A 17216-nucleotide genomic window follows, 5' to 3' on the forward strand; every position below is an offset into this window, starting at 1 on the left:
GACCTCCAGGCAGGGCAAATTCTTCACACTAAAGCTTCTGAATAGCAAGGAAGCGCCCGCCTGTTCGGCGAGGCGCATCCCGGATTTTCACTAAAGGCTGGCTGCTTTATTCCGATTCCGCATTGGCCTCTTCCTGCACGGCTTGAAGCTCTTTGCCCATCTGTTCCGGAGTCGTCTGCTTGCCGATCAGCTTCTGGATCTGAATGTTGCTGATTTCTGTCGTCACATCACCTTGGACCAGAGAGTCAAACGCCGGGAACGAAGACTGCGAAGCATTCAGCACGTTGACAATTTCCTTCATCAGGTCATCTGTGATGCTCTCTTTCAGGACGTCCTCGCTAAGCTTCATGGAAGGAAGCACCCCGTCCTCCACCAGTCCGCGGATCTGCATTTCTTCGTTGTACATATATTTGATGAACAGTTTGACTGCCTGAAGCTTTCTAGGGTCCTTCTCCACCGCTGCCGAGAAGCCGTAACCGTTGTTGACATCCCGCATCAGCGCCGTTTGGTCGCCCACGCCTCCGTCAACCGGAGGAAGGTTGAAGAAGCCGACCTTGCCGATCATATTGGCACCGGACTGCCCTTCTTTAAACACCGAGGATTTCCACGTGCCGTCATACATCAGAACCGCTTCACCGCTCGTAAACTGGGTCGTATATTCGGCGTACTCAAATCCAAGCTCGCCTTTCTTGAAGTACCCTTTATCCTCCCACTCCTGATACTTGGCAAAAGCCTTCACGACGTTCGGATCAGACCATTTGGCTTCGCCGCTTACAAATTTCTGCGTCACATCCGGGCCTGCGTAGCGCGCCCAAAGGTGGTTAGCAAGCATGAGCGGCACCCACCCGGCTTTGGAGGCAGCTGCCATCGGCACTTTGCCGTCTGCCTTGATCTTGCCCAGAAGGTCTTCGAGCTCTGCCCAGGTTGCCGGCACCTTTAAGCCTTTTTCCTCGAAATACGCCTTGTTATAGAAAAATCCTTCGCCCGAGCCGCCGATCGGCAGGCCGTATACATTGTCTTCATACGTGAACGGCTCCAGGGAAGAGAAGCTGTCGGTCAGCCCCAGCTCTTCCAGGATGGGACTCAGGTTCAGCAGCATGCCCTCCTTGGCGTAAACCTGGGAATCCGGGCTGCCGAACAAGTCGAAAATATCCGGCGGATTGCCCGCGGCCATCTCGCCGCGCAGCTTTTCTTTCCGGTTCACATCGGATTCTACGCCGTCCAGCTTGATGGTAAGCCCCGGTACATCGGCTTCCACCTTCTTGACTACATCGTTCAGGATTGCCAGGCGTTTCTGTTTGTCCGCCCCTACCTGGGTATGTCTCAATGTCAATTCAAAAGGAGAAGTGTCCACCGCAGATTCGCTGGGCTCAGCTGAAGCAGAGTCGTTTGAAGCATTGCTGGGAGCCGCACTGTTCTTCCCATTGTTATTCCCATTGCTGCTTCCGCAGGCGGACAGCAGGGTGGCCGCTGCGATGAACAGCGTCAGTAACAGGACCATGCTTTTCTTCATCTTCCGAATCCCCCCGAATAATGAATTTGTTTCACACCCTTATTATAGAGTCAGGCAATCTGCCCTAGATAGGAGGACATTTTTCTAATGGGGGGATAATATTATCCAATAAACAAAAAAGAAAGCGGTTCAAGCTCACACGAACGGTGAGTTGACCGCTTTAACGTCATTATATATCACACGAATCTATCAGGAGGTTAGACCAGCAACGGTTTTATCAGCCGCTACTTCTTTCATGCCCTGCTCGATCAGCCGGTAGGCGCGGGTTACTTCTTCAGGGGTTGGACTTGGTACACCTTCAAGCGGATAGGTCCATTTCAAGGCTTCCCATTTATAAATCCCCATTTGGTGGTACGGAAGAATTTCAAACTTCTCAACGGCGTTCAGGCCGCCGATAAACCGCCCAAGCCCAAGCAAATCCTCTTCGTCCGTGTTAATTCCGGGAACAAGCACATGGCGGATCCACATCGGACGGTTATGATCGGACAGCCAGTGCGCCATCGCAAGCATCCGGTCGTTCGGTTTGCCGGTCAGCTTAATGTGCTTCTCATTATTGATATGCTTCAAGTCAAGCAGTACGAGGTCGGTTACGTCAAGCAGGTCTTTGATCTTATCCCCGTCATTGTAGCCGTTCGTATCCAGCGTAGTGTGAAGGTTCCAGCGTTCCTTGACGGCACGGAACAGCTCTGCCACAAAATGGGCCTGCAGCGTCGCTTCGCCGCCTGATACTGTTAATCCGCCGCCGGAGGTACGGTAATAGTTAATGTAAGGCTCAATCTCCGCCAGCACTTCCTCCAGCGTCATATCCTTGCCGCCTTCCAGATTCCAGGTGTCCGGATTATGACAGTACTGGCATTTCAGCAGGCAGCCCTGCATAAAGAGTACGAAACGAATGCCGGGGCCGTCGACCGTTCCGAAGGTTTCTAGTGAGTGAATGTGCCCTTTGATCATGTTACGTCATCCTTTCTGCAGGGGCTGCAGGAAATGTTGGAAATGCTTTGCTTCAATTACGGATTTTTGTAAATTACATGCCTTGGTGGAATGTTCTGTTCACAACATCCAGCTGCTGCTCACGAGTCAATTTGATAAAGTTAACCGCATAACCGGATACACGGATGGTCAATTGCGGATAGTTCTCAGGATGTTCCATAGCATCAAGCAGCTGCTGACGGTCAAATACGTTAACGTTCAGGTGATGCGCGCTGCTGCCGAAGTAGCCGTCCATCATCGCTACCAGGTTGTTCTTGCGGATTTCTGGTTCTTTGCCAAGCGCCTTAGGCACGATGGAGAACGTATTGGAAATACCGTCAAGGCTGTGTTCGTAAGGCAGTTTGGCAACAGAGCTCAAGGAAGCGAGCGCACCTTTCTTGTCACGGCCGTGCATTGGGTTAGCCCCTGGAGCAAACGGTTCGCCGGCTTTACGTCCATCAGGTGTTGTACCTGTCTTCTTACCATAAACCACGTTAGAGGTAATAGTCAAAATGGATTGCGTTGGCAGAGCGTCCCGGTACGTTTTTTGTTTGCGGATCATGCCCATGAATGTTTCAACCAGATTAGTCGCAATGCTGTCAACACGGTCATCGTTGTTGCCGTAGCAAGGGAATTCGCCTTCGATTTCAAAGTCAACAGCGATGCCGTTCTCGTTGCGGATCGGTTTAACTTTCGCATATTTGATTGCACTCAGGGAGTCGGCTACAACCGACAAACCGGCAATACCGCAAGCCATTGTACGAAGGATGTCACGGTCATGCAGCGCCATCTCAATCCGTTCGTAAGCGTATCTGTCATGCATGTAGTGAATAACGTTCAAAGTATTTACATAAAGTTTGGACAGCCATTCCATCATAGGGACGAAGCGTTTCATGACTTCTTCGTAATCCAGATATTCGGAAGTAACAGCTGGGTATTCAGGAGCTACTTGAGTGCCGTATCTTTCGTCTTTACCGCCGTTGATCGCGTACAGGAGGCATTTCGCCAGGTTTGCGCGGGCGCCGAAGAACTGCATTTGTTTACCGATGCGCATTGCGGATACGCAGCAGGCAATCCCGTAGTCATCGCCGTAGATCGGACGCATCAGATCGTCGTTCTCATATTGAATGGAGCTGGTTTCAATTGAAACTTTAGCGCAATATTTTTTAAACCCTTCAGGCAGTTTGTCAGACCAAAGTACAGTCAGGTTTGGTTCTGGAGCAGGTCCCAGATTGTAAAGGGTATGCAGGAAGCGGAAGCTGTTCTTCGTTACTTTAGTTGTACCGTTAACGGACATGCCGCCGATGGATTCTGTTACCCAAGTTGGGTCACCGCTGTACAGCTCGTTGTATTCAGGAGTTCTGAGGAACTTAACGATCCGCAGTTTCATTACAAAGTGGTCAACCAGTTCCTGTGCCTGTTCTTCTGTCATAGCACCTTCAGCAAGGTCGCGTTCAATATATGCATCAAGGAAAGAAGATACGCGTCCGAGGGACATTGCCGCACCGTCTTGCTCTTTAACGGCTGCCAGATAGCCGAAGTACAGCCATTGGAAAGCTTCTTTCGCGTTGTTGGCAGGTCTGGAAATATCGAAGCCGTACATTTCGCCCAGCTGCTTCAATTCACCTAAGGCACGGATTTGTTCAGACAATTCTTCGCGAAGACGAATAACGTCAACGTCCATTACGTCTACTTCCATGTCTTTCAGTTCTTCTTGTTTCTGTTTGATCAAGAAATCAACACCGTAAAGCGCTACGCGGCGGTAGTCGCCGATGATGCGGCCGCGGCCGTAAGCATCAGGCAGGCCTGTGATGATACCGGTATGGCGGGCATTTCTCATATCTGCTGTATATGCATCGAATACGCCTTGGTTATGCGTCTTGCGGACATTGGTGTACAAATCAACGATTTCTGGAGGAAGGTCAAAGCCGTATGCTTTACAAGCGGTAATAACCATTCTCACGCCGCCGTTTGGACGGATAGTACGCTGGAAAGGCTCAGAGCCTTGAACCCCAACGATTTGTTCTTTATCTTTATCCAGGAAACCAGGTGCATGGGAAGTAATGGTAGAAGGTGTGTTCACATCCACATCCAGCACGCCGCCGGCTTCTCTTTCTTTCTTGGACAGATCCGAAACGATTTCCCACAATGCTTTCGTGTTCGCTGTAGCACCTTGAAGGAAGGATTCATTGCCCTCATAAGGTTTAATGTTAGTGTCAATGAAGTTGGCTGTGTTAACCTCTTTCATCCATTTGCCAGGTTTAAAACCTCTCCATGCGTTCTGTGCAGCTGTTGTTTCTCTTTCAATCACCGACATTTTTATTCCCTCCATTATTTATGGTTTGGAGTACGAAGGCTTGAAGGTTATCCTCCGCCTCGAGATCCCTAAAATTTGTGATACTTTTCACAACTTAGAATCTGATGAGGCCAGTTCAAGGGTTAACTTCAGCTGTTCCCATCAAGCGCTGCGGGATCTTTTATGGTTTAATCATAGCTTATCCCCCGGAAAAATGATGTGACAAACATCACAGTTGCGGTGATGTTTGTCACTTTTTTTCGCCAGATGATCAGGTCCGGCTTTCCGGAGGTGTCCCGGTTGTACCTTGATCGCTGCTAGTCTCTCTTATTCTTCAAATCTTCCGTAGAAAGCGTCTCTGTATACTTCGGCCAGTTCGGTTACCAGCGGCAGTTTAGGGTTGGCAGTTGTACATTGGTCTTCGAATGCACGGTCAGCCAGGTAGTCAACCTTCGATTCGAAATCTTTAGCATCAAAGCCCAGTGCCTGGAACGTTTCAGGGATGCCCAATTTCTTGTTCAGGTCGCGGATCGCGTTGACCAGGCTCTTCACGCCTTCTTCTGTTGTGCGTGCTGGCAGTCCCAGGATCCGTGCGATTTCAGCATAACGCTGGTCAGCTACGAAATGCGTATATTTAGGCCATGCAGTAAATTTAGTAGGTTTCTTCGCATTGTAGCGGATAACGTGCGGCATCAGGATCGCATTGGTACGGCCGTGTGCAGTGTGGTATTCACCGCCCCATTTGTGCGCCAAGCTGTGGTTGATGCCCAGGAACGCATTGGCGAACGCCATACCGGCAAGAGTCGATGCGTTGTGCATTTTTTCGCGGGCCAGTTTATCGCCGGTAAGAGCCGATTTTTCAAGATATTGGAACACCAGCTGAATCGCTTTGATTGCAAGGCCGTCTGTGTAGTCATTAGCCATTACCGATACATACGCTTCGATTGCGTGAGTCAATACGTCCATGCCTGTATCTGCTACGGCTACTTTTGGCAGGCTGTATACAAATTCTGGGTCGATGATCGCTACGTCTGGAGTCAGCTCATAGTCAGCCAAAGGATATTTCGTATTGCCGCCTTCTTTATTGGTAATAACGGCGAATGGTGTAACCTCCGAACCTGTACCCGAAGTTGTAGGGATCGCAACGAATTTCGCTTTTTGACCCAGGCTAGGGTATTTGTAAGTCCGTTTGCGGATATCCATGAATTTTTGTTTCAGGTTGTGGAAATCCGTATCTGGGTATTCATAGAACAGCCACATGCCTTTCGCAGCATCCATTGGCGAACCGCCGCCCAGAGCGATGATGCAGTCAGGCTGGAATTTTTGCATCATTTCTGTACCGCGTGCTACCGTAGTTGTCGATGGATCCGGTTCAACATCCGAGAACACTTCAATCGCAACAGGAGTTTGACGCTGACGCAGGTAATGCTCTACTTTCTCAACATAGCCCAGTTTGACCATCATAGGGTCAGTTACGATCATTACGCGGCTGATGCCGGTCATTTTAGCCAAGTATTGAGTTGCGCCTCTTTCAAAATAGATCTTGTCAGGTACTTTAAACCACTGCATATTCACGGTACGATGGTTCACCCTTTTCACGTTGATCAGGTTCACTGCTGTTACGTTCGAAGAAGTCGAGTTGCGGCCGTAAGATCCGCAGCCCAGTGTCAGCGACGGCAGGTTGGTGTTGTAAATGTCGCCGATACCGCCTTGGGAAGATGGCTGGTTCACCAGAATCCGGCAGGTTGGCATGCGGTCAGAGAATTTTTGAATAATTTCATCGTTGTTGGAGTGAATGACCGACGAGTGGCCCATACCGCCGAATTGAACAACTTCCAGCGCACGCTCGATGCCTTGTTCAGCTGTTTTCACTTTGTAGCAGGCCAGTACCGGGCTCAATTTCTCAGCGGACAATGGGAACTTAGTTCCAACACCTTCGATTTCAGCGACCAGAATTTTGGTTCCTGCCGGTACTTGAATGCCGCACATTTCAGCGATCTTCACGGCTGGCTGACCAACGATCGACGGGTTAACTGCACATTTATCTGCAATGATGGCTCCGGCTGTCAGCTTAGCAGCTTCTTCTTTATTAACGAAGTAGCAGCCGTTAGCGATCATTTTCTTCTTCACTTGGTCAAAGATTGGCTCTTCGATGATTACCGCTTGTTCGGATGCGCAGATCATGCCGTTGTCAAATGTTTTGGACAGGATCAGGTCATTTACCGCTTGATCCAAATCAGCACTCTTCTCAATGAAGCAAGGTACGTTACCAGGGCCAACGCCGAGAGCAGGCTTGCCGCAGCTGTATGCTGCTTTAACCATTGCGGAACCGCCTGTTGCCAGGATGCAGGCCACATCAGGATGGTTCATCAAAGTGTTTGTACGGTCCATGGAAGGCTGTTCGATCCATTGGATACAATCAGCAGGTGCGCCATGCTTAACGGCTGCGTCCAGCAGGATTTGTGCGGCTTCGCGGCTGCATTCCTGTGCGGATGGGTGGAAGCCGAAGATGATCGGGTTGCGGGTCTTGATTGCGATCAGCGATTTAAAAATCGTTGTTGAAGTCGGGTTGGTTACCGGTGTAATACCCATGATGATGCCGACCGGTTCAGCGATTTTTTGGAAATTCTCATATACGTTGTCTTCAATAACGCCTACTGTTTTATTATTCTTGATGCTGTGCCAGATGTACTCTGTCGCGAACATGTTCTTAATAATCTTATCTTCGTATACCCCGCGTCCTGTTTCTTCAACAGCTTTCTTCGCAAGGTACATGTGTTTATCGAGTCCGGCCAAAGCCATCGCCTGTACAATGTTGTCGATCTGTTCCTGGTCCATGTTCATGAAAGCTTCGGAAGCTTTCTTGGCTTTGTCGATCAATCCCTGAATGTACTCCTGTGCGGTTGGCTGTACGTTTGCAGTCACTTCATTTTTAACGGCCATCTCTCTCATCCTCCTGATAAGTTGGAAATTTGTCTTTGTAAGGCCCAAGCAGCGGGCTGGTCGTTCTTTAACTTTGTAACACTTTGTTACAAAGTGTGCCGTGCTTAATTGCCTTCGTGATCTTCTTTACGGATTCATCATAACACACCGTTCAGGACTTGTATAGTGAATTTTTTCACAAACTTTGTCTATTTTGAAAACTTGCTTTCGCTGTGGTTTCATTTCCTTTCAACTGGCCGAACTCTATGTCATAAGTCCTTGCAGTCCATCAGCTGACGTGAAGCTGGCTTATTATTAAGGCATTTTAAAGCCTAATAATGAAGGAAAAGATATAGGCCAACGTAAAATGCTGCCCAAATCCTCGCTAATTAAGTGAAATTAGTCACAATGTTAAAAATTTCGCCACTTTTAAGCTTTAAAAATGCCCCAAATCGCAGATTATACAGGTTATAATTAATTTAAAAATTCAGAAAAATTTGGAGTATAAAGGGGAAACCAAAAATGAGCGAGCATATGAACAGCGTTGAAGCGCAAGGGAATACAGTTTGTTTTTCGGAACAGAATTTCAATCGACTGCTTGTGATCATGAAAGACAAAAATTACGCCGAAGGTTCCCATCTGTTCTGGGAAGGCGATGTGTCCGATAAGTTATTCTACCTTAAACGCGGCCGTGTCAAAATGACCAAATCGACAGATGAGGGCAAGGAATTAATTTTATATATGTACGGACGGGGCGACCTGATTGGTCAAGCGGACCCGTTCTTCAGCTCCAAACACAGCTTTACCGCGGAAGTGATCGAAGACTGTGAAGTCGGCATCGTGGAAAATAAAGATCTCGAAATCCTGATCTGCCAGCACTGCGATTTCGCAATCGACTTCATGAAATGGATGGGCATCCATCACCGCCTGACCCAGACCAAATTCCGCGACCTGATGATGTACGGCAAACCGGGCGCGCTCTGCTCGACCCTGATCCGCCTGAGCAACACATACGGCGAGCAGCACGGGGATACCATTCTGATTAACAAAAAGATTACCCACACCGATCTCTCCAACATGATCGGCGCAACACGCGAAAGCGTCAACCGCATGCTCAGCGATCTGCGCAAGAAAGACGCCCTTGAATATGAGAATGGCATGATCGTGATCAAGGATCTGGTCATGCTGCAGGACATCTGCCACTGTGAGCTGTGCCCGAATGAAATCTGCCGGATTTAAGCATCCTATAGAACAAGAAACAAGCTCCCCATCAAACCGCCGGGGAGCTTGTCGTTTAATCCTCGTTATTTCGCACGTTATTTCGCGCGTTATTTCAAATTGATTTGCTCTTAACTGTTCTGCTCGTCCAGGTCATAAATGCTGCGGACCTTGATCTGCTGCTGCAGCTCCTCCAGAGAAGCCGGTTTGCTGAGTGAAGATTTGTTCACTCTCACTACCTTATTTACGCCTGCTGAGAGGTCAAAATAGTTGTCGCTGAACACCGCATCAAGCTCCTTGAAGTCCAGCTCGACAGAGCGGGCAAAAGCTTCCGCGCTTACCGTTACAGTGAAATGGTCTGCTTCCTCAGCAATCACCGTTTGAATGGCAGGGTTCGCGAATTCAAAATGCTTCGCTTTGACGAACAGCACCGTACCGGAGCTGACAATCTCGCCGTTCACCACAAACGCGAATTCCAGATAAGCCTCCCTCTTCTTAGCCTCTGTATCCAAGATCTCGGCAAAATCCAGCTGCTCCAGCTCGGCTGAAGCAAATGCCGCAATTTCAGCTTCCCGTTCTGACTGCTGCAGCACTTCCGAATGCGGATTCATCAGCTTCCAGACCAGCTGGCCGCGGACCGCTTCCTTCGTCTCATTGGTCACATGCAGCGAAACTGAAGTGCCCTCTTCGCACGCTGATACCATTACAGGCGCAAAGAACCGTTTGGCTGTATAATGCAGCGCTTTCCAGCGGCCGAAATAATCGATGCTCGACCAGGAGGCAACCGGCCAGCAGTCATTCAGCTGCCAGTAGACTGCGCCCATGCAGCGTCCGCGGTTTCTGCGCCAGTGCTCGACGCCGTAGCGCAGGCCTTCTGCCTGGATCAGCTGGGAAGCATACAGCAGCGAGTCGAAATCTTTTGGATAACGGTAGGTTTCACCGATATAATAAAGGATCTTCTCATTGCCTGTACCGTTCTTCTGGTGTGATTCCATGACATGAGAGAAAATGTTCCGGTCTTTCGGCAGCGTGAAAGTCTCCACCGTTTTGAGGCTCGGGAACGACTGCAGGCCGAATTCAGACATGTACCGCGGAAAAATATTGCGGTAATCGGTAAACGGCTTCTTGCCGTGCCAAACCTCCCAGTAGTGCATGTCCCCGTAATTCTCGTCATTCGGATTATTGAAGCTTCCGGTTGATGACGGTGAAGCCAGCCAGTAGAAGGTATTAGGGTCGATCTGCTTCGCCAGCTCGGGCAGATGAACCTCGTACTGCTTGATGTAATCGGCCTTATGCTTCGGCGAAGCTGTCTTGCTCCAGCCCCAGTCCACCCAGGCGACTTCCTGCTCGTTGTTGCCGCACCATAAGCCCAGGGAGGCATGGTGGCGGATTCTTTTCATATTGTCAATCGTTTCGTGTGTAATATTCTCTTTAAAATCTTCATTAAAGTCGTAGATGCCGCAGGCGTACATGAGATCCTGCCATACAATAAGGCCGTATTCGTCGCACAGATCGAAGAAATCGTCCTCCGGATAATGCGCTCCGCCCCATACCCGGATCGTATTGAAGTTGGCTTCTACGCAGCTCTGGATCAGCTTCTCTGTGCGCTCCCGGCTGCAGCGGGCCAGAATATTATCCTCCGGAATGTAATCGGCTCCCATAGAGAAGATCGAAATTCCGTTGATTTCAAGCTCGAACGATTCGCCCCACTGATCCGGCTCACGCTTGACGGTCAGCGTCCGCAGGCCGATCCGCATCTCCTTGCGGTCCAGCTCGGTGTCCTGATCCTCCAGTACGACTTCCACCTGGTACAGCGGCTGATCGCCAAGATTATTAGGCCACCACAGCTGAGGCTGATTGACCTCAAGCTTGATATGGTGGTCATAGTCTCCATGGCTTGCCTGCTCCGGCACCTGTGCCTCCAGCACCTCGCCGGCAGGAGAAGTCAGCTTCACTGCGATGCTCCGGCTGCCTTCGCGCCAGCAGTCTGTTCTGACCCGGACGTCCAGCGTTACTTTGCCTTCTTCATGAATTTGTGTGATGTAGACGTCCTCAATGCGGGACTTATCGTATCCCCGGATTGAAATATTCCGCCAAATGCCCATGTCCGGCAGCTTTGGACCCCAGTCCCACCCGAACATGGAATGGGCTTTGCGCAGATGGGAAATGCCCGGCACCGCATCCGTCGAGTTGATCAGCGGCAGTTCTTCCTGCTTGCGCAGCACATATTCTACCGGGGAGCGGAATACGGCTCGCAGCGTATTTTTACCATTAGTTAAATAAGGTTTGATATCCACCTCGTAGATCCGGTGCATATTGTTTGATTTCAGAATCTCCGTCTCATTCAGGAAGAGCTCGCAAAGCGTATCCAGCCCCTCGCACAGCAGCACAATACGGTCATGCTCCAGAAGGCCTGCTTCCGCCTCGAACGAACGCTTATATTCGTAATCGTAATTCGAAAGCTCAAGTACCTCGTACTCCTGATCCCGGTAGAACGGGTCCGGCATTTTTCCGGCCTGCAGCAGGTCATTGTACACCGATCCAGGTACGGCCGCATCGAGCCATTCCTCTTGGTCCAGTCTTCTCATTTCCCATTGTCCGTTTAAATCCAGCAGCAGCATCAAATAATCCTCCACTCATGCTCAATCTTGTCTTTACCGGATTTATTGTAGCAAAGAAAAGGCTTTCTTGCTTGTCTTGTGTTCACTTCAACCATGTGCTATTTTAACATCACGATCAGGATTTGGAGGTTGATCTCTTGCTTACATTTACAGAAACGGGCCATATTGATCCGGAACTGCTGGTGAATCCGTTCTGGGTTGAGTCCTTGTCGCAGGTATCGCCCGAGCATACTCATGATTTCTATGAATTCTTTATTCTCAGCGAAGGCTCCTGCCGTCATATCGTCAACGGTTATACGCAGCTGTTGAAGGCGGGCAGCCTTGTTCTAATTAGACCTGCCGATATTCACAGATACGAGCGGGACGGGCAGGGAGACTGCCGTTTCCTTAACGTCGCGTGCCGCTCAAGCCTTGTCCAGGAGGCGTTTGCCTATCTCAATGAGCAGGCGTTTAAGGAAGAATTGCTGCTCGCCTCAGAGCCGCCGGTGGCGCTGCTCTCCCAGCTTGAAACGCTGGAGTTCATCAATCATTTTGAGCGGATTCTGCTGCTGTCTACCTTGGACAAGAGCAAGGCGCGCCTGTACGCCAGAAGCGTGCTGGTGGACATTCTGACCCGGCACTTTCTGCAGCCCGGCAGTGCAGAGCGGCAGACCGAAATCCCGCTTTGGCTGGAGCAGGCTCTATCCAAAATGCAGCTGAAAGAGAATCTGAGCGGCGGCCTGCAGACGTTGTACCGGTTATCGGGCCGGAGCGTCGGCCATGTCAACCGCGCCTTCCGCCAGTATCTTCATCAGACGCCGACCGAATATCTCAACCAGCTCAAGCTGAAGGCCGCAAGAAACCTGCTTCTGAATACCGAGCTGCGGGTTGTGGAGATTGCTTTGGAGTCCGGCTTTGAGAACGTCAGCCATTTCTACCACCAGTTCAAGAAATTTTATAACCAGGCCCCGCTTGATTTCCGGAAAAATGCCCACGCGCACGCCGCTCCCGCAGCTGCCGCTGTTCCCGGGCAATAAACCAAAAGAGACCGCACTCCGTTGTCCGGAAGCGGTCTCTTCTATTTGCCTGTTCTGCCTGCTCTGTCTGGCCTGCTCTATCTGCCTGATTCTATACGGATAAGGAGTCCATTTCTTTCCTGAATTACTGAATCCAGTCTTCGGCCCAGCTCTGAATCTGGTCCATAACCGGGCGAAGCGCTTTGCCCTTCTCCGTAAGCTCGTATTCAATCCGAACCGGCGTTTCCGGATAAACATGGCGCGTCAAAATTCCTTCGCACTCCAAATCCTTCATCCGTTCGGATAACATCTTGTCGCTCATCGACGGAATTAAATTTGAAATATCTTTAAAGCGTTTCGGGCCGTTCATCAGCGTTTGAATAATTAAACCGTTCCACCGTTTCCCCAGAAAAGAAAATGCGGTTTCAAAGCGGGGGCACATGCTGAAATCCTTATCTGCCATGGCTTATCACCTCTTTAATAATCCGGAGCAGATGATTCCGGAATTTGCTTACATTAAGTTAGTACATATCATTTTAACATAGTTTTTACGATTTGAAAACGGGCTATTCACGGAATTCACATTTTTAAATGAAAAAGACAAAAGCAATCCGGAATGAGACATTCGGATTGCTTACGGTCTGAACGGATTACAGCCACCACATATCGGCCGCAGAGTCTTGAATGAGTACCTGCTTCAGGTTTTGGACGGCTTTGGTGAAGCCTTCTTCTACGGACATGAGGCCGTCTTCGTGCTCGATGCTGACCACATAATCATAACCAACGAGCCGCAGCGTGCTGATGATGTCCGCCCAAGTCTTCAGATCGTGTCCGTAGCCGACCGTGCGGAACTGCCAGGCGCGGTCAAGCATCAGGGAGTAGGACTGCATGTCGGTCACACCATGCTTGTTCACATTGACCGGATCAATAATCGTATCTTTGGCATGGAAGTGATGGATCGCATTTTCTCTTCCCAGAATCTTGATCGCTTCAACCGGATCAATGCCCTGCCACCACATATGGCTTGGGTCCAGATTGGCACCGATGACTTCACCTGCAGCCTCGCGCAGCTTTAACAGGGTTCCAGGCGTATGAACGGAGAATCCTCCGTGCAGCTCGATGCCGATTTTGACATGATGGTCTGCCGCAAATTTGCCCCACTCTGTCCAGTAAGGGATGACTTTATTCTCCCACTGCCATTTCAAAATCTCCTGAAAATCATTCGGCCACGGCGCTACCGGCCAGTTTGGATATTTGGCGTCTTCATGATCGCCCGGGCAGCCGGAGAACGTGTTGACCACCGGAACCTCCAGCAGTTCGGCAAGCTTGACGGTTTTGACGAAATCGTCATGATCTGCCTGGGCCAGCGCTTTCTGCGGGTGCAGCGGATTGCCGTGGCAGCTGAGTGCGCTGATGGTAAGTCCCCGGGACTGGATAGCCCGTTTGAATTCGGTCAGCTTTGTTTTATTTTCCAGCAGTTCATCCGGGCTGCAGTGTGCCTGGCCAGGGTTGCCGCCGGTTCCAATCTCCACAGCCTGAATGCCTTTGGATGCTACAAAATCAAGCGCCTCCTCCAATGGGCGTCCGCCGAACAGTACCATAAATATGCCTAATTTCATGATTGTTTCCTCCCTGGAATCCGTGTTATTAGCTCAATCCTTACTCAATCAGTCAAAATAAACGGCTTTGCCGGTTTTGGCGGATTCGTAGATCGCTTCAAGAATTTGCGTGACCACCAAGGCCTGTTCCGGCTTAACGAGCGGCTCTCCGTCTTCGAGAATGGCTTTCACCCAAGCCTGGGCTTCGCGGTCCGCGTCACTCTCTTCTTCACCCGAGAAGAAGGCCACGCCGCCGGAGCTGAGATCGATCTGCGTGTCGTACAGGCGGCTGTTCTTCTCGCCGTTGATGCGCAGGCCATTTTTCATATCGGCTCCGCCCTCGGTACCGCACAGCACCGTCTTCGCTTCGCCGATCTCCACTACATTCAGCGCCCAGCTGGACTCCAGAATGATGGTAGCGCCGTTCTTCATCGTAATATAACCGAAAGCAGAATCCTCTACTTTAAACTGCTCAGGGTCCCAGGAACCGAAGGCATTAGCCGCATTTTCGCGATGGCCGAGCTTGTGGAATACCGAGCCCATGACACTCTTCGGCTCATAGTTATTCATCAGCCATAAGGTCAGGTCAAGCGCATGCGTACCGATGTCGATCAGCGGGCCGCCGCCCTGCTTCTCTTCGTCCAGAAATACGCCCCAGGTCGGAACGGCGCGGCGGCGGATTGCCAGCGCTTTGCCCAGATAGATGTCGCCCAGCTCGCCGCTTTCGCACAATTGTTTCAGGTAGAGGCTGTCGTTGCGGAACCGGTTCTGGTAAGCGATGCTCAGTTTCTTGCCGGTGCGTTCAGCGGCTTCCAGCATGGCCCGGGCCTGCTCCGTCGTTTTGGCCATCGGCTTCTCGCACATGACGTGGCTGCCCGCTTCAAGCGCGGCAACAGTGATTTCGGAGTGGGAATCGTTTGGTGTGCACACATGCACAACATCCGCATCACAGCTTGCCAGCAGCTCGCGGTAATCGGTGAATACCTTCGCGTCCTGCGTGCCGTATTCCTTGGCCGCCTTGCTTGCGCGCTCCTCAATAATGTCGCAGAAAGCGACCAGATTAACTTCCGGCTGTTTAGCCAGGCTTGGCAGATGTTTGCCGTTTGCGATTCCTCCGCAGCCGATGACGGCTACCTTAAGCTGTTTAGACATTCAATTTTCCCCCTTGAGCTTGATAGTTTCTGATCCATTCCATGCTGGTCTCAATACAATTCAGTGCCCCGTTTGCGGTAAAATCCTGCTCAACGACCAGCCATTCAACGCCGGCTTCAATCGCGGCATCTGCGATCCGCTTGATGTCCAGCTCGCCGGTGCCCAGCTCAACCGTTTCGGGAGAGCCGTCCGCATTTTTCTTCACGTCCTTTAAATGAAGCAGCGGCATGCGGCCTTTGTATTTTTCGATATAAGAGACAGCGTCAAATCCGGCGAATTCCACCCAGCAGGAGTCCAGCTCAACCTGAAGGAGCGATTCGGGGATTTCTGCAAAGATAGTATCGAGCACCGTCTCCCCGTCAAGCTTCTGCGTCAGCTCAAAGTCATGATTGTGATACAGCACAGTGACGCCCTGTTCCGCGCAGGCTTCCGCTGCTTTCCTGATATCGCCGATGATGTCGTTCCAGCGGTTACGGTCTTCTTCCGCGACATAAGGAACAATCAGCCTGTTGTTGCCGATATAGGAATTCATTTCGATCTGCTCATCCAGCTCGCTGCGCATCAAATCCAGAGCGGTATGCGCGCCGACAGCGGTCAGGCCCGTTTCCTCAAGAATCGCTTTCACCTGCTCTTTGGATCTGCCGTAGAAGCCGGCAAACTCGACGCCTTGGTAGCCGAGCCCGGCTACTTTGCGCAATGTGCCTTCAAAATCCTGCTCCAGCTGCTCCCGAACCGTGTATAACTGCAATGCTACCTTTGCCATTAAAAAGCACCTCTTTATCTAAATTTGATTGGATAAACCAGCTAACCGGGATCCCAGCTCCGCAGCGCTTTCAAGTGCAATATGCCTGCCTTCCTGCGAGGACCGGCCAAAGGCATGCATCGCCTCCAGCACATGGTAAGCAAGCAGGCCCGACGCCCGCGGCTCCCGGCCTTCAGCTATGGCAGCCGCCATATCCTCAAGCCCCCGGCCTCTTTCATTGACATTGCTTTCAAATACCGCTGGAAGTACGGTCCACTCCTCGCTGCCGGCTCTGCAGAGCTTGACATCGCCGTCAAAATTGTTCGGGTCCGGAAGGCGAAGTGTGCCTTCGGTACCGTAAATTTCGATCCACGGCAGCGAGCTGCCGCCCGGAATGTCAAAGCTTGTGATGAACGTGGCGATCACGCCGCCGGCGAAATCCAGCGTGCCGCTGTAATGCGTCGGTGTCTGCACCAGAATGGGCGACCCCGCATCCGGACCGGAACCCACCTTTCGCTCCGGAATTTGACTGCCTGCCGATGCGCTGATCCGGGCGATGGGCCCAAGCAGCTGTACAAGCGCTGTCAAGTAGTAGGGGCCCATGTCAAACATTGGCCCGCCTCCAGCCGCATAGAAGAATGCCGGGTTGGGATGCCACGACTCAGGGCCGGTGCCCATCATGAAAGCGCTTGCGGCAACAGGCCGCCCAATGACACCGCCGAGCAGCGCCTGGCGGGCTGTTTCGAGGCCTGACCCCATAAAAGTATCCGGGGCAGAGCCGATCATAAGTCCCTTGCGTGCAGCAAGCTCCAGCATCTTCTTCCCGTCTGATAAAGAAACAGCAAGCGGCTTCTCCGTATATACGTGCTTCCCGTGCTCTAAAGCGGCCAGGCTGACCGCCGCGTGCGATGCAGGCACCGTCAGGTTTAAGATGATATCAACGCTGCTCTGCAGCATCTCCTCAACCGTGTATACGTTTTCAATCGAAAACTCGGCTGCCCGCTCCCTCGCCTTCTCCGGCACCAGGTCTGCGCATGCGGTCACGGTGACCGCGGAGCTCTTCTGCAGATAATTCAGATAAGCGTGGCTGATTACGCCGCAGCCGATAACGCCTACTTGCAAAGGGGTCACGGAATCACTCCTCAAGTTATTCAATTTGATTATGATTCTTAAGGTGCCTGCTTGATTGA

12 protein-coding genes are annotated in these 17216 nt (G+C 51.1%); 2 read left to right on the forward strand and 10 right to left on the reverse strand.

Annotation, left to right across the window (positions count from 1 at the left end; translation table 11 throughout):
- Positions 1-106: 106 nt before the first annotated feature.
- The 4 genes from FCN15_RS00920 to adhE all read right to left on the reverse strand — a co-directional run bounded on the left by FCN15_RS00920 (position 107) and on the right by adhE (position 7721).
- Entirely contained in the window at positions 107-1513 is a 1407-nt protein-coding gene (locus FCN15_RS00920; protein ID WP_138493067.1) for an extracellular solute-binding protein, read from the reverse strand.
- Positions 1514-1702: 189 nt separating this feature from the next.
- Positions 1703-2464: a pyruvate formate-lyase-activating protein gene (pflA, locus tag FCN15_RS00925; RefSeq protein ID WP_138493068.1), complete on the reverse strand. Its 762-nt coding sequence runs from the start codon at positions 2462-2464 to the stop codon at positions 1703-1705.
- A 73-nt stretch (positions 2465-2537) separates the two neighbouring features.
- The gene (gene pflB / locus FCN15_RS00930; RefSeq protein ID WP_138493069.1) at positions 2538-4799 is read right to left on the reverse strand and encodes a formate C-acetyltransferase; all 2262 of its coding nucleotides are present in this window, start codon (positions 4797-4799) and stop codon (positions 2538-2540) included.
- Positions 4800-5105: 306 nt separating this feature from the next.
- Positions 5106-7721 (reverse strand): bifunctional acetaldehyde-CoA/alcohol dehydrogenase, encoded by a 2616-nt coding sequence (gene adhE, locus FCN15_RS00935; RefSeq protein WP_138493070.1) that lies wholly within the window; start codon positions 7719-7721, stop codon positions 5106-5108.
- A gap of 501 nt (positions 7722-8222) precedes the next feature.
- Here adhE and FCN15_RS00940 point away from each other — a divergent pair.
- Positions 8223-8939, forward strand: coding sequence for a Crp/Fnr family transcriptional regulator (locus tag FCN15_RS00940; protein ID WP_138493071.1), 717 nt, complete (start codon positions 8223-8225; stop codon positions 8937-8939).
- A gap of 110 nt (positions 8940-9049) precedes the next feature.
- On the opposite strand, the gene FCN15_RS00945 is transcribed toward FCN15_RS00940, so the two are convergent.
- On the reverse strand, positions 9050-11539 hold the full coding sequence (locus FCN15_RS00945) for a beta-mannosidase (protein ID WP_138493072.1): 2490 nt from the start codon (positions 11537-11539) through the stop codon (positions 9050-9052).
- 137 nt (positions 11540-11676) lie between these two features.
- Between FCN15_RS00945 and FCN15_RS00950 the strand changes: the two genes are divergently transcribed.
- Positions 11677-12555: a helix-turn-helix domain-containing protein gene (locus tag FCN15_RS00950; RefSeq protein WP_162515259.1), complete on the forward strand. Its 879-nt coding sequence runs from the start codon at positions 11677-11679 to the stop codon at positions 12553-12555.
- A gap of 124 nt (positions 12556-12679) precedes the next feature.
- Here FCN15_RS00950 and FCN15_RS00955 read toward each other — a convergent pair whose 3' ends face one another.
- The 5 genes from FCN15_RS00955 to FCN15_RS00975 form a co-directional block, all read right to left on the reverse strand.
- The gene (locus FCN15_RS00955) at positions 12680-12997 is read right to left on the reverse strand and encodes a winged helix-turn-helix transcriptional regulator (protein ID WP_138493074.1); all 318 of its coding nucleotides are present in this window, start codon (positions 12995-12997) and stop codon (positions 12680-12682) included.
- A 187-nt stretch (positions 12998-13184) separates the two neighbouring features.
- Positions 13185-14153 (reverse strand): sugar phosphate isomerase/epimerase family protein, encoded by a 969-nt coding sequence (locus tag FCN15_RS00960; RefSeq protein ID WP_138493075.1) that lies wholly within the window; start codon positions 14151-14153, stop codon positions 13185-13187.
- Between the two features lie 48 nt (positions 14154-14201).
- Entirely contained in the window at positions 14202-15284 is a 1083-nt protein-coding gene (locus tag FCN15_RS00965; protein WP_138493076.1) for a Gfo/Idh/MocA family protein, read from the reverse strand.
- Positions 15277-16047, reverse strand: a complete 771-nt coding sequence (locus FCN15_RS00970; protein ID WP_138493077.1) for a sugar phosphate isomerase/epimerase family protein — start codon at positions 16045-16047, stop codon at positions 15277-15279. The genes FCN15_RS00965 and FCN15_RS00970 overlap by 8 nt, the downstream gene beginning before the upstream one ends.
- Before the next feature lie 18 nt (positions 16048-16065).
- The gene (locus tag FCN15_RS00975) at positions 16066-17157 is read right to left on the reverse strand and encodes a Gfo/Idh/MocA family protein (RefSeq protein WP_138493078.1); all 1092 of its coding nucleotides are present in this window, start codon (positions 17155-17157) and stop codon (positions 16066-16068) included.
- Between the last annotated feature and the right edge of the window lie 59 nt (positions 17158-17216).

This window comes from Paenibacillus pinistramenti (genome assembly GCF_005869875.1).
GTDB lineage: Bacteria > Bacillota > Bacilli > Paenibacillales > Paenibacillaceae > Fontibacillus > Fontibacillus pinistramenti.

What these genes read in the sequence shown, in the direction of transcription:
- pflA (WP_138493068.1), bottom strand. Translation starts at nt 2,464, where the DNA reads ATGATCAAAGGGCACATTCACTCACTAGAAACCTTCGGAACGGTCGAC.
- FCN15_RS00955 (WP_138493074.1), bottom strand. Translation starts at nt 12,997, where the DNA reads ATGGCAGATAAGGATTTCAGCATGTGCCCCCGCTTTGAAACCGCATTT.
- adhE (WP_138493070.1), bottom strand. Translation starts at nt 7,721, where the DNA reads ATGGCCGTTAAAAATGAAGTGACTGCAAACGTACAGCCAACCGCACAG.
- FCN15_RS00970 (WP_138493077.1), bottom strand. Translation starts at nt 16,047, where the DNA reads ATGGCAAAGGTAGCATTGCAGTTATACACGGTTCGGGAGCAGCTGGAG.
- FCN15_RS00945 (WP_138493072.1), bottom strand. Translation starts at nt 11,539, where the DNA reads ATGCTGCTGCTGGATTTAAACGGACAATGGGAAATGAGAAGACTGGAC.
- FCN15_RS00940 (WP_138493071.1), top strand. Translation starts at nt 8,223, where the DNA reads ATGAGCGAGCATATGAACAGCGTTGAAGCGCAAGGGAATACAGTTTGT.
- FCN15_RS00920 (WP_138493067.1), bottom strand. Translation starts at nt 1,513, where the DNA reads ATGAAGAAAAGCATGGTCCTGTTACTGACGCTGTTCATCGCAGCGGCC.
- FCN15_RS00960 (WP_138493075.1), bottom strand. Translation starts at nt 14,153, where the DNA reads ATGAAATTAGGCATATTTATGGTACTGTTCGGCGGACGCCCATTGGAG.
- FCN15_RS00965 (WP_138493076.1), bottom strand. Translation starts at nt 15,284, where the DNA reads ATGTCTAAACAGCTTAAGGTAGCCGTCATCGGCTGCGGAGGAATCGCA.
- pflB (WP_138493069.1), bottom strand. Translation starts at nt 4,799, where the DNA reads ATGTCGGTGATTGAAAGAGAAACAACAGCTGCACAGAACGCATGGAGA.